Here is a 13,056-nt window from a genome sequence, read left to right as displayed (position 1 = left end):
CCATCAATGAGCTTAATCATTAATTTACAGCAGTATGGCTTGGCATGATGCGTTTTAGCTGTTGTTCGCCCCGTCATCCAATGTCATTCATTCATGAGACATGATTGGTTTATGAGCAATAAAACTCCATTAGTGTTTGCCATGGTTGCCGGAGAACTCTCGGGCGATATTTTAGGCGCAGGTTTAATGGCGGCGCTGCAAAAGACTCATCCCGATGCGCATTTTGTCGGTATCGGTGGTCCCCGCATGGAAGCCCTTGGCTTTAAATCCCTGTTTGCGATGGAAGAACTCGCCGTGATGGGAATTGTTGAAGTGCTATCCCGTTTGCCTCGTTTATTAACAGTACGTGCCTCCCTGATTAAAGAGATTACCGCGCTTAAGCCCGATTGTTTTATTGGCATTGATGCACCGGACTTTAATATTGGTCTTGAGCTTAAACTCAAAGCGCGCGGCATTAAGACGGTCCATTATGTGAGTCCGTCAGTGTGGGCGTGGCGCCCAAAACGGATATTCAAAATCGCCAAGGCTACTCATATGGTGCTATCGCTGTTGCCCTTTGAGAAAGCGTTTTACGATCAGCATCAGGTGCCTTGTACCTTTGTGGGTCATACTTTGGCTGACGATATTCCTTTCCAAAGTGATAAAGCTGCAGCCCGTGCCTTGCTTGGATTAGATGCCGATGCTGAATACTTAGCGATTCTGCCCGGTTCCCGTGGTGGAGAGCTAAAGCAACTGGCTGAGCCTTTTGTTAAGGCGGCTTTACTGATTAAACAGAACTTCCCTGATATACGTTTTGTGACCCCGCTGGTGAATCAAAAACGCCGTGACCAATTTGAGCAAGCACTGAAGGATTTTGCGCCTGATCTTGAAATCCACATGATTGAAGGCCAGTCCCGTGAAGTGATGGCAGCGGCCGATGGCATTTTATTGGCCTCTGGCACTGCGACGTTAGAAGCCATGTTGGCCAAGCGTCCTATGGTGGTGGCTTATCGTGTGAGCCCGATAACCTATCGCATTGCTAAGCGCATGATGCAGGTCGAGCGTTTCTCGTTACCGAATTTGCTTGCTGGAAAAGATCTCGTCCCAGAACTTATCCAAGAAGATTGCACCCCAGAGAAAATTGCGGCGGCCGTGACCCTTGAGCTCAATCGCGATTTTGCGCCGCTTAAAGCTGAGTTTGAAGCACTACACCAAGTATTACGTCGTGATGCGAGCTTAAAAGCTGCAGAAGCGGTAATGGCGCTGGTTGAGCCTAAACACACTCAGGCTAAATTACCGGAGGCTAATTAGTGGCAACCTATAAAAGTTTAACTGAAGCCGATTTGCTGGCCTTTTCGACGGGGTTGATTGCCGGAGTGGATGAAGTCGGCCGTGGCCCCTTAGTCGGCGACGTCGTCACTGCCGCAGTGATTTTGGATCCGAGCAAGCCCATCAGTGGCCTGAATGATTCGAAAAAACTCACTGAGAAGCGCCGCGAAACTCTGTTCGATGAGATTTGTGATAAAGCTTTGTGTTATCACGTTGGCCGCGCCAGTCCTGCTGAAATCGATGAGCTGAATATTCTGCACGCCACTATGTTGGCGATGCAGCGCGCGGTTGCTGGGCTTAATATTGCCCCTGAGCTTGTGCTTGTGGATGGTAATCGTAGCCCCATCTTTATTGCCCATAATGGCGTCTCGCTTACCAGTCACAGCATCATTAAAGGTGATGGTTTAATTGCCAGTATTAGTGCCGCATCGATTATCGCCAAAGTGACGCGGGATCGTGAGATGGATGTGCTCGATGCTGCTTATCCGCAATATGGTTTTGCTCAGCATAAAGGCTATCCAACAAAGGCACATTTTGAGGCCATCGCCGAACATGGGGTATTTGACCAATATCGTAAAAGTTTCAAACCCGTCAAAGCATTACTGGGACTGTGAGCGCTGATTTTTAGCATTTGATCCAAACAAGCCGAAATAGGTATCTTGAGGTTGTTTGGGTATATAGTTGCCGTTATCCTGCAAAGTCACTGGCTCTGGCTGCGTGACTTTGTTAGGCTGCTTTCTAGTTATTGTTAACCTGCTATTCAAAGATAATCCTAATTATGTCCGATCCTCGTTTTGTGCATCTTCGTGTCCACAGTGACTTCTCTATGACCGATGGCGTGGCCAAGGTTAAGCCGATTTTGGCGCAGGTGGAAGCGCAGGGAATGGCGGCTGTCGCCCTGACTGATCAAAACAACTTTTGTGGTTTGGTGAAGTTTTACAGTGGTTGCCATGGTGCGGGGATCAAGCCGATAATCGGCGCCGATTTTTGGATGCAAGTGCCTGGATTTGAAGGCGAATTATGCGCCTTGACCATCATTGCGATGAACAATGTCGGTTATCAGAATCTGACCCAAATTATCAGTCAAGCCTATTTGCGTGGCCAAGTGGCCGGCCGTGTAGTGATAGACCAAGAGTGGTTACTCACCTATAACGAAGGCATTTTGTTGTTATCAGGCGCCAAAGAAGGTGATCTGGGTAAGGCGCTGCTCAAGGGCAATGGCACACAAGTCGAATCTTTATGTGAGTTTTATCAAACCCATTTCGCCGATCGCTATTTTCTTGAACTTATCCGCACTGGACGCCCAGACGAAGAGCGCTATCTGCACATGGCTGTGGCCTTAGCGCAGGAGAAAGGGATTCCCGTGGTCGCCACCAATCAGGTGGTGTTCCTTAAACCTGAAGATTTCGATGCCCATGAAATTCGCGTCGCTATCCACGATGGCTTTACCCTTGCCGATCCTCGCCGACCTAAAAAATACAGTGAACAGCAGTATTTGCGTAGCGAAGAGGAAATGTGTGAACTATTCGCCGACATTCCTGCGGCGTTGGCGAACAGTGTCGAAATCGCTAAACGCTGTAATGTAACGATCCGTTTATACGAATATTTCCTGCCCAATTTCCCGACGGGCGATATGTCCATCGAAGACTTTCTGGTCGATTGTTCGAGGAAGGGTCTTGAAGAGCGGCTCGAGTTTTTGTTCCCCGATCCTGAAGTACGCGCCGAGAAACGCGGTGAATACGACGAGCGCCTCGATATCGAACTCAAAGTGATCAACCAGATGGGGTTCCCTGGTTACTTCTTGATCGTAATGGAGTTCATCCAATGGGGTAAAGATAACGGTATTCCAGTAGGGCCTGGTCGTGGCTCGGGCGCGGGTTCACTCGTGGCCTATGCGCTTAAGATTACCGATTTAGACCCATTGGAATTTGATCTGCTATTCGAGCGATTCCTCAATCCAGAGCGGGTTTCCATGCCCGACTTTGACGTCGACTTTTGTATGGATAGACGTGATGAGGTTATTGATCACGTGGCCGAATTGTACGGCCGTGAAGCGGTATCGCAAATCATCACCTTCGGTACTATGGCGGCGAAAGCGGTTATCCGTGACGTTGGCCGTGTGCTGGGTCATCCCTATGGTTTTGTTGACCGAATTTCTAAACTCATTCCACCAGAACCAGGCATGACGCTGGCGAAAGCGTTTGAGGTTGAGCCTGCACTGCAAGAATCCTATGATGCCGATGAAGACGTCAAAGATCTGATCGACATGTGCCGTAAGCTAGAAGGTGTGACCCGTAACGCCGGTAAGCACGCGGGTGGTGTGGTGATTGCACCGACAAAAATTACCGATTTTGCGCCGCTCTATTGCGACGCTGAAGGTAAAAACCCAGTAACCCAATTCGATAAAAACGACGTCGAAACTGCAGGTCTGGTTAAATTCGACTTTTTGGGTTTACGTACTTTGACTATCATCGACTGGGCACTGGAGATGGTGAATAAGGTCGAAGTCAAAAACGGTCGTCAGCCTGTGCGTATTGAAGCGATTCCGTTAACGGATCCTGCGTCGTTCCGCCTGTTGCAAAAGTATGAAACCACAGCAGTATTCCAGCTGGAATCCCGCGGTATGAAAGACTTGATTAAGCGTCTGCAGCCCGACTGTTTTGAAGACATGATCGCACTGGTGGCATTGTTCCGACCCGGTCCGTTGCAATCGGGCATGGTCGATAACTTTATCGAGCGTAAGCATGGGCGTGAGGAAGTGTCTTACCCCGATTCTCAGTACCAGCATGAATCACTAAAAGAACTGTTATCACCGACCTACGGCATTATTCTGTATCAAGAGCAGGTAATGCAGATAGCGCAGGTGCTGTCGGGTTACACCCTTGGTGGCGCCGATATGCTCCGCCGTGCTATGGGTAAGAAAAAGCCCGAAGAGATGGCCAAGCAGCGCAGCATTTTTAAAGAAGGCGCAATCAATAACGGCGTCGACGGCGACTTGTCGATGAAGATCTTCGACTTAGTTGAAAAGTTCGCCGGCTACGGTTTTAACAAATCTCACTCAGCCGCCTATGCGTTGGTGTCTTATCAGACCTTATGGCTAAAAACCCATTATCCTGCGCAGTTTATGGCGGCGGTAATGTCGGCCGATATGGACAATACAGATAAAATTGTGACCTTGGTCGATGAATGTGAGCGTATGGGCTTGCCGCTTATTCCGCCGGATGTTAACAAAGGCTTGTTCAAATTTACCGTTGATGATGATTTGCGCATTGTTTATGGCATTGGCGCCATTAAAGGCGTGGGTGAAGGTCCAGTTGAATCGATTTTAGAGGCGCGTAAGGATGGCCCCTTCGTGGATCTATTCGATTTTTGCGCCCGTATCGATTTAAAAAAACTCAATAAACGCGTGATTGAAAAGCTTATCTGCGCGGGCGCACTCGATACTCTTGGACCGCATCGTGCGTCTATGATGGCAACCTTGCCCGAAGCGATTCGCGCCGCCGATCAACACGCTAAAGCTGAGGCGATTGGTCAACACGATATGTTTGGTTTGCTCAACAGTGAACCCGAAGATAGTAAGCAGCAGTTTGTTGAATGCACCCCTTGGCCGGATAAAATTTGGCTTGAAGGCGAGCGTGAAACCTTAGGCTTGTATTTGACCGGTCATCCGATCAATCAATATTTAAAAGAGCTTAAGCATTACACGTCCGGTCGTTTGAAAGATGTGCATCCGACCGAGCGCGGTAAAACCGCTAAGGCTGCGGGATTAGTGGTGGCAACTCGAGTGATGCTGACCAAGCGCGGCTCGAAAATGGGCCTATTGACGCTTGATGATAAGAGCGCGCGGCTTGAGATCATGTTGTTTACCGAAGCCTTTGAAAAATTTAATCATCTGCTGGAAAAAGACCGGATCCTCATTTGTGAAGGTGAGGTGAGTTACGATGATTTCGCCGGCGGCAACCGCATGACGGCGCGTAACATTATCGACATCAGTGAGGCGCGAAGTCACTTTGCTAAGGCGCTTGAAATCGATATGGATGGCAGTGAGTTAACGCCATCAGCCCTCGATACCTTCGAGCAAGCCCTTAGCCCGTGGCGTAACGGCGCTGTGCCTGTGGTGATCAACTACACTCAAGCCCAAGCCAAAGGTCAGTTTAGGTTAGCCGATACTTGGCGAGTGAATCCGACCGATGACTTGATGCTTTCGCTCGAATCGCTACTCGGGCCAAACAAGGTGAGAATTTTATTCTAATGTTGGTGAATGTCTTAGGTGCAAACAGATGAAGTTAACCTATGTCGGCTAAGTTTGACGAGCCATTGGCAGATGGCGATCTCAGCATGCATATCAGTGCTTTTTTGGCTGCGCAACCCTTAGCGCCTGACTGCAAGTTAGTGCTGGCTTACAGTGGTGGGGTTGATTCCGAAGTCTTAGCATTTGGTTTAAGTCAGTTTGCGCGGCAACATCCTAAGTTTAATTATCAGCTAGTGTATGTACACCATGGCCTAAGTGATAACGCTGATGCTTGGGCGCAGCATTGTCTTGAGCGCGGTCAGCATTATGGTTTACCCGTGACGGTTGAACGAGTGACAGTTAATCACGGGCCCAGATTGAGCCTTGAAGCCGAAGCGCGAAAAGTGCGTTATCAAGCGATTGAGCAGCATTTAAGTGCCAATGATGTGTTGTTAACTGCCCACCATGAAGACGATCAGCTTGAGACTATCTTACTGGCGCTGAAACGTGGTCAGGGGCCGAAAGGGCTGGCGGCCATGGGACAAGTTCAAGCATTAGCGCAAGGCAGACTACTGCGGCCGTTATTGGATATCAGCCGTGAGCAAATTGAAGCCTACGCAAAACAACAGGGCTTAGTGCATATCGAAGATGAAAGTAATCAAGACGATAAGTTCGATCGTAATTTTTTACGTTTAGAAATTATTCCCCGTTTAAAAGCGCGTTGGCCGAGTATCGCTGCAACCGCGAGTCGTAGCGCGGCATTGTGCGCCGAGCAACAGGCAACGCTGGATTTACAGGTGAGTGAACGTTTACCTTTATGGTTAACCCAAGCGCCTTACCATACTCAAAGTGTATTTAAACTCGAGGGTTTTGCCGAGCAGTCAGCCGACTGGCAAGCGTTACTCTTGCGGGGATTTATCGAATCACAAGGTTTTGCCTTGCCCTCAAAGGTGCTGCTTAATCAGATCATCACTCAGCTGTTAACCGCGAAAGATGATGCCAAAGTGCATATTCGTGTCGGTGAGTGTGAAATCCGCCGCTTTGCCAATCAAGTGTATTTATTTAAGTATCAAACTCACAAACGTCACACTCAGCCTGTGAGTTGGACGTTGCCACAGCATGACTTTATTTCTTTATTACAGGGAGATAGTGCCGAATTAGTCGTGTCGCCAGCGGGCTTAGCAAATGGTGAGCAGATTAGGCTGATAGTGACAAAGCAAGGGGCTAGAGCTCGCTTTCCTCGGCCAGATGAAGTGGTTAGCGTGCGTTATCAACTTGCGGGTCAATGTCGCTGTCATCCCCATTCCCGTGGCAAGGGCCGAGAATTAAAGAAACTGTGGCAAGAGTTTGCCGTTCCGCCTTGGGTACGTGAAAAGGTCGGTTTCATGTTCTATAACGAGCAGCTGGTGATGGCGATTGGGCTGTGGGTTGAAAAAAGCTTTATTGTTGAGTTGAATGGACTAGGTTTGCAGGTCTCTCAAACTTCTGTTTGAGTGCTTGTTTGGCGAAGCTAGGGGTTGGGAGTTGTCGCTGGAGTTTTTGTGAGTCGTTGCGGCGTTATTCTTTTTAAGTAGGAAAGCAGCAAAGTAAGAGAGTAGGTCGCAGCACGTCAGTTTGATTCGAATCTTCCTTGAGATCTACATTGAGATATTAACTTTCCTTTCGTTTTGAACCTTCACAGATTACGCGCTGCGAGTTTGTTATCGCATTTCATTTAGCATCCCTGCGCGTCTAAACTAATTGATTTTGGCTGAGTTTATAGCAGTTACGTCCCGCGGCTTTGGCTTGATAAAGCGCCTTATCGGCAAGTTCATAAAGTTGTTCGGCTTCAATGGTATCGTGTGATTCTGCCACACCTAAGCTACAGCTCACCCCAAATTGAGTGAAACTAGTGTGCAGATTGATGGCCGAGACAATCCGTTCGCACAATAGGCTTGCCGCATGAATATTACCTTGGACAATAATCACGAATTCGTCACCACCGATACGGAAGGCTTGATCCGTATTTCGTATGGTCGCACGAATGATGTCGCCAAATTCCTTCAGAATATAATCACCGCATTTATGGCCGAATTTATCATTTAGCTGTTTAAAATTATCTAAATCGAGCACTATGAGTGCAACAGAACCTTGTTTTCTATGGGCTCTGGCGGTCGCATTGTTGATGCTTTGACTGTAGTAATGGCGATTACCTAAGCCAGTGAGCGAGTCAAACATGGCCTGCATCGACATTTCTTGATATTGCATCGCATTTAATAACGGTTGCAATAACAGCGGTTCAATATCCTGTAAGTTTGAAGCTTGTGAAGGCGTTAGTGGCGTCAATAACTGGTATTGGATCGTCAGCGGCAAACCTGCACATATAAGCTGTCGTTTGACGCTGATACCATAACGTTTGCCCCAGCTTAATTTATGTTCGCCATAACTTAAGCGCACACCTTGGATCGGCAAGTGTTGTCCCAGCACTTTGCCATAGCAGGCAAAGACTGTCCTTGGATCTAAACTGGCGTGCAGTTGTTGGATCACTTGTACTAAGTCCAATGGATTATCATTGGGACTATAATGTTCTGTTTGATAGCGATATTCGTCGGGATACAGCTCGGTCGCTAGGCCAAAGTCCATAATCATCACTCCAGCAAATGTTAGTGCGATACATCTCTTACCTAGTCTAAGCAAATACCGTGCCGCAATATTTGTTAATAAAATTTGTCTTTGTTAGTCATTCAGTTAAGCTTAAAACTCAGCGTTAGTTTTTTTGACACGTCAGCATTTTGACAGGAGTCATAGCCCCAATGGAACATAGCTTCTTAATCCAAGTACTACTTATGCTAGTGATTGCCATTGTGGCCATTGCTGTGCTGCGTCGTTTGGGGTTACCCGCAATTCTGGCTTATCTACTCACTGGTGTTGTGAGTGGACCAAGCGGTTTTCATTGGTTTACCCAGCATCAAATGCAATCTGTCGCTGAACTTGGGGTAGTGCTGCTGATGTTTACCTTAGGCTTGGAGTTCTCTGTGCCGCGGCTATGGGCCATGCGCCGCACTGTATTTGGCTTAGGCAGTGCTCAGGTGGTAATAACGACCCTGTTGACAATGGGGGTGTCCCTATTATGTGGTCTTAACTGGGTAGAAGCCTTAGTTATCGGAGCTGCCATTGCCTTATCATCCACAGCCATCGTCCTTAAATTACTCAATGAACAGGGATGGCTGAGGCGCCGTCACGGTGAGCTCTCTGTCAGTGTCTTATTGTTCCAGGATTTAGCGGTTGTGCCGCTGTTGATCTTATTGCCATTACTGGCCAATGGTGGCGAACCTTTGATCGTTGCGGATATCGCCTTTGCTTTGCTGAAAGGTATTTTGGCCTTTTTCCTCTTAATGGCTTTCGGTAAATGGGCACTACCGCGGATTTTTGACGAAGTTGCCCGCTCCCGCTCTAACGAACTGTTCGTGTTATCAACGCTGGTGGTGGCCTTAGTCACTGGCGCGTTCACCCAATGGCTGGGATTATCCATGGCGCTGGGGGCATTTATGGCGGGTATGCTGCTGGGAGAAAGCCAGTACCGCCGCCAACTTGAGGCCGATATCCGGCCTTTTCGTGATCTATTGATGGGGCTGTTTTTCATCTCCATAGGCATGATGCTGGACTTTACCTTAGTGATGCGTTTTTGGTGGCAGATATTGCTGATTTTAGTGGCGGTTGTGCTAGGTAAGGCGCTGATCATTCATGGCATTTTAAGATTAGTAGGCGAGCCTTTTCGAATTTCGATGAGTACGGCCATGAGCCTAGCCCAAGTGGGCGAGTTCAGTTTTGTGGTGTTGGCTTTAGCGGTTAATTATCAACTTTTAGGTAATGAAATCAGTACCATGTTGGTCATGGTCGCCGTGCTTTCCATGTCGCTCGCACCTTGGTTAGTTCGCCATAGCGTGGACATTGCTAAGTGGGTGTTGGGGATCCGGCAGGCAAAACACGTGGATGAAGTCGTACCACTTTTAATGGATGAGCAAGAGCTGGTGATGATTTTCGGTTATGGCCGAGTAGGGCAGACCATAGCGCGTTTTTTGAAAACTGAAGCCGTACCTTATCTGGTGATGGATCTCGATCCAACTCGTGTTTCTGAGGCACGCCGTGCTGGCGAACCGATTTATTTTGGAGACGTGTGTAAACGGGCGATGTTAAAACAAATAGGCGTTAAGCAGGCCAAGATGATCGTCATCACTTTTTGTGAATCGCGCAGTTTAGAAGAAGTCCTACCCTTATGTAAGTTATTGGCGCCAGAAGCTAAAATTTTAGTCAGAACTAAAGACGACAGTGATCTAGACTTGCTGAAAAAAGCGGGTGCCAATCAAGTGATCCCAGAATCTTTAGAAGGTAGCTTGATGTTAGTGTCACAGGTATTGCATCAATGCGGTGTACCATTAGCGCGGATTTTAAAACGTTTAGAGTCAGAGCGGCGCAATCATTATCAATTTTTACATGGTTTTTTTTCCGGTACAGAAACCGACTTCACCTTAGAGTCATTGCATGCGGTGGCGTTACCGCGTGGTGCCGATGCGATTGGTAAAACCGTTGCTGAGATCATGTGGGAAACATTGAGGGTGGAGTTAAGGGCGATTCGTCGCAGTGGCGCCGAAGTGGAACATCCTGAGCAGGACTGGGTTTTTCGTGCAGGGGATATCTTACTGATAGTGGGTAAACCACGAAGACTTGAGAAAGCTGAAGCTAAACTCTTGCACGGCTAAAGCCAAAGACTGGCTTTTTAGATACGGTTGAATTGCAGATATAAAAATGCCGACATAATGTCGGCATTTTTGTCTGGAACTTGTTAACTTAAATTAGACAAAGTCTAATTACAGAATAACTACGTTCGCAGCTTGAGGACCTTTTTGGCCTTGTTCGATATCAAAAGAAACCTTTTGACCTTCAGCAAGAGTTTTAAAGCCTTCTGAAACGATTGCGCGGAAATGAACGAATGCGTCAGCGCCACCATTGTCAGGAGAAATAAAACCGAAACCTTTATCTTCGTTAAACCATTTAACTACACCAGTAGTTTTAGACATGAATGTCTCCAAAATTTTCAAACAAATAATTCGCAATTATGCGGGATGTTAGCCAGAAATAGAATTATTTACATTGATGATAAGTTATGAGTGGAAAGCTTCATGACAGCAAAAAAATTACAGGCGTAGCGAAGGTTTTCAAATACATAATATTGCTTATAAATAGGTCTGAATCACAGGCCGGAGTGCAGATTAACACACTCTAGGGGTTTGTATAGCTTTATTTTGAAATACCTTTCGTCTGTAGAGTGGGTTATAGAAAGATATTGCGGAAGTGATGCTTTATAACTGTTTATATTCAATTGGATACGGAGCTAGTTTGAAAGTTATCGAGCGTAAAAATATTTTGTCTGTTTGTCGCGACTTAGTGACAGTTTGCCTATTAGGTGTCTGTGGATGTTGAAAGGCGACCTGAATGCCAGAGACAGGATTCAGTCACGCTTAGTTACGTTATTAAATTGTTGCTTATTTGTGTTGATGATATTCTCGTCAGCAAAATAACAGCGTGCTTGAGCTTTAGATTCAGTGCGAAAACTGTAGACCCAATATAATAAGAAGGGAGAATGATGTTGAAAACACTACTAAAACGGATTGGACTCGGCAGCTTAGTCTTAGTGCTGTTATTAGTGGCGCTGGCCGCCCATGAATGGTTTGCGAAAAAGCCGTTTTTCTTTCGCGCGTTTCTAGACAGAAGTGTGGTCAAGATGGCTTTCGAAAGCCCTGAAACCTTGACCTCATTGGGCTTCTTAGAATCGGTAGGGATTACAGGCCATAACGCCGAGTTGGATGACGATAGTCCAGAGGCGATGGATAAGACTTTCGGGCAAGTGCGAGATTTGCGTGAAACCTTGCTGAGCTATTCCGATGCGGATTTAGATGAAAATCAACGTATCTCCAAGGATATTGCCCTATATCTTGCCGATTTCGCGCTGGTTTCTGAGCCGTATCGTTACCATAACTATCCGCTTAATCAGTTGTTTGGTGTGCAAAACGGTTATCCCAGCTTTATGCAGGCACAGCACCAAGTCCACTCGGTGGGCGATGCTGAAAACTATCTGTCGCGTTTACAAAAGGTGAAACTTAAGTTTGCGCAAACTCTCGAAGGCTTAAAAATCCGTGAAGCTAAAGGGATTATTCCGCCTAAGTTCGTGATTGAGCGGGTGCTCACCGAGATGAATGATTTTGTCGCGACGCCGATTCAAGACAATATCCTATACAGCTCATTCAAAACCAAATTGGCTGAGACGGATATCAGTGCCGATGAGCAAGCACGGTTATTGGCAGCAGCGGAAGCGGACATTAAAGGTTATGTGCATCCAGCGTATCAATTATTTATCGATTATTTTTCCCAGTTACAAGCCAAAGCGGGGACGGATGATGGTTATTGGGCGTTGCCAAATGGCGACCTTGCCTATGAGCAATTGCTGAAGTTCTTTACGACCACCAACTACACAGCTGACGAAATCCATGCCAAAGGGCTGGCAGAGGTGGATCGCATTCAAAGTGAAATCATGACTATCTTAGCCGCAGAAGGTTACGATATAAGCCAAGGTTTCTCGGTCGCGATTGAAGCATTAGCCGCCGATCCTAAGTTTTACTACGAAGATAGCGATGCGGGCAGAGCGCAAATTCTGGTTGATTATCAGCATATTCTTGATGAAGTGAATGCGGGACTCGGTGATGCCTTCCGTATTCGACCCGAAGCGGGCATGGAAGTAGTGCGCATTCCTGAATTTAAAGAGAAAACAGCACCGGGTGCCTATTATCAGCAGCCCGCGATAGACGGCAGTCGTCCAGGACGTTTCTATGCCAATTTATATGACATCAAGGCCACACCTAAATACGGTATGCGCACTTTAGCTTATCACGAGGGGATCCCTGGGCATCATTTCCAAATCGCAGTGGCGATGGAGTTAGAGGGTATGCCACTTATTCGTAAGATGGCGCCTTTTACGGCGTACATTGAAGGTTGGGCTTTATATAGCGAACGTTTAGCGTGGGAGCTTGGTTTTCAAAAGGATCCCTTTGATAATATCGGTCGTTTGCAGGCAGAGTTGTTCCGCGCTGTGCGTCTAGTGGTAGATACGGGCATTCACCATAGCCGTTGGACTCGCGAGCAAGCGATTGACTATATGAAGAAAAATACTGGCATGTCCGATCGTGATGTCACGGCTGAGATTGAGCGTTATATCGTTATGCCAGGTCAAGCGACGGCTTATAAAGTCGGTATGATGAAAATTCTCGAACTGCGCGAAAAAGCCAAGTTGGCCTTAGGTGATAAGTTCGATCTCAGAGACTTCCATGATGTGGTGCTGAAAAATGGCGCTGTGCCCTTGGATATCTTAGAAACATTAGTCGATCGCTACATTGCTGATAAAAACAATGCTGAGGCTAAAGCAAAAGGCTAAAGCAAAAGGCTAAAGTAAAAGTCTAAAGCTAAAGTTTAGCCCTTGGTTGCAA

Annotated in this window: 8 protein-coding genes; 6 read left to right on the top strand and 2 right to left on the bottom strand. The window is 47.1% G+C overall.

Annotation, left to right across the window (positions count from 1 at the left end; translation table 11 throughout):
• The first annotated feature begins 111 nt into the window (after positions 1 to 111).
• The 4 genes from lpxB to tilS all read left to right on the top strand — a co-directional run bounded on the left by lpxB (position 112) and on the right by tilS (position 7,032).
• Positions 112 to 1,290, top strand: coding sequence for a lipid-A-disaccharide synthase (gene lpxB / locus Q4Q54_RS02725; RefSeq protein ID WP_311987636.1), 1,179 nt, complete (start codon positions 112 to 114; stop codon positions 1,288 to 1,290).
• Complete coding sequence (rnhB, locus tag Q4Q54_RS02720; protein WP_220775779.1) at positions 1,290 to 1,922, top strand: ribonuclease HII; 633 nt, start codon at positions 1,290 to 1,292, stop codon at positions 1,920 to 1,922. The genes lpxB and rnhB overlap by 1 nt, the downstream gene beginning before the upstream one ends.
• A gap of 164 nt (positions 1,923 to 2,086) precedes the next feature.
• Positions 2,087 to 5,560, top strand: a complete 3,474-nt coding sequence (dnaE, locus tag Q4Q54_RS02715; protein ID WP_311987634.1) for a DNA polymerase III subunit alpha — start codon at positions 2,087 to 2,089, stop codon at positions 5,558 to 5,560.
• Between the two features lie 41 nt (positions 5,561 to 5,601).
• Positions 5,602 to 7,032, top strand: coding sequence for a tRNA lysidine(34) synthetase TilS (tilS, locus tag Q4Q54_RS02710; RefSeq protein ID WP_311987632.1), 1,431 nt, complete (start codon positions 5,602 to 5,604; stop codon positions 7,030 to 7,032).
• Positions 7,033 to 7,270: 238 nt separating this feature from the next.
• Here tilS and Q4Q54_RS02705 read toward each other — a convergent pair whose 3' ends face one another.
• A complete protein-coding gene (locus Q4Q54_RS02705) occupies positions 7,271 to 8,161 on the bottom strand; it encodes a GGDEF domain-containing protein (protein ID WP_311987630.1) in 891 nt (296 codons plus the stop codon).
• A 170-nt stretch (positions 8,162 to 8,331) separates the two neighbouring features.
• Between Q4Q54_RS02705 and Q4Q54_RS02700 the strand changes: the two genes are divergently transcribed.
• Entirely contained in the window at positions 8,332 to 10,278 is a 1,947-nt protein-coding gene (locus tag Q4Q54_RS02700) for a monovalent cation:proton antiporter-2 (CPA2) family protein (RefSeq protein ID WP_311987628.1), read from the top strand.
• Positions 10,279 to 10,386: 108 nt separating this feature from the next.
• Here the strand turns inward: Q4Q54_RS02700 and Q4Q54_RS02695 are convergent, their stop codons facing one another.
• Positions 10,387 to 10,596: a cold-shock protein gene (locus tag Q4Q54_RS02695; RefSeq protein WP_006080998.1), complete on the bottom strand. Its 210-nt coding sequence runs from the start codon at positions 10,594 to 10,596 to the stop codon at positions 10,387 to 10,389.
• 563 nt (positions 10,597 to 11,159) lie between these two features.
• On the opposite strand from Q4Q54_RS02695, the gene Q4Q54_RS02690 reads away from it, so the two are divergent.
• Positions 11,160 to 13,004: a DUF885 domain-containing protein gene (locus Q4Q54_RS02690; protein WP_311987626.1), complete on the top strand. Its 1,845-nt coding sequence runs from the start codon at positions 11,160 to 11,162 to the stop codon at positions 13,002 to 13,004.
• Positions 13,005 to 13,056 lie beyond the last annotated feature (52 nt).

Origin of the sequence: Shewanella sp. SP2S2-4, assembly GCF_031932025.1 — a bacterium.
Classification (GTDB): Bacteria; Pseudomonadota; Gammaproteobacteria; order Enterobacterales; family Shewanellaceae; genus Shewanella; species Shewanella baltica.
This window is presented reverse-complemented; position numbering and strand designations above follow the sequence as displayed.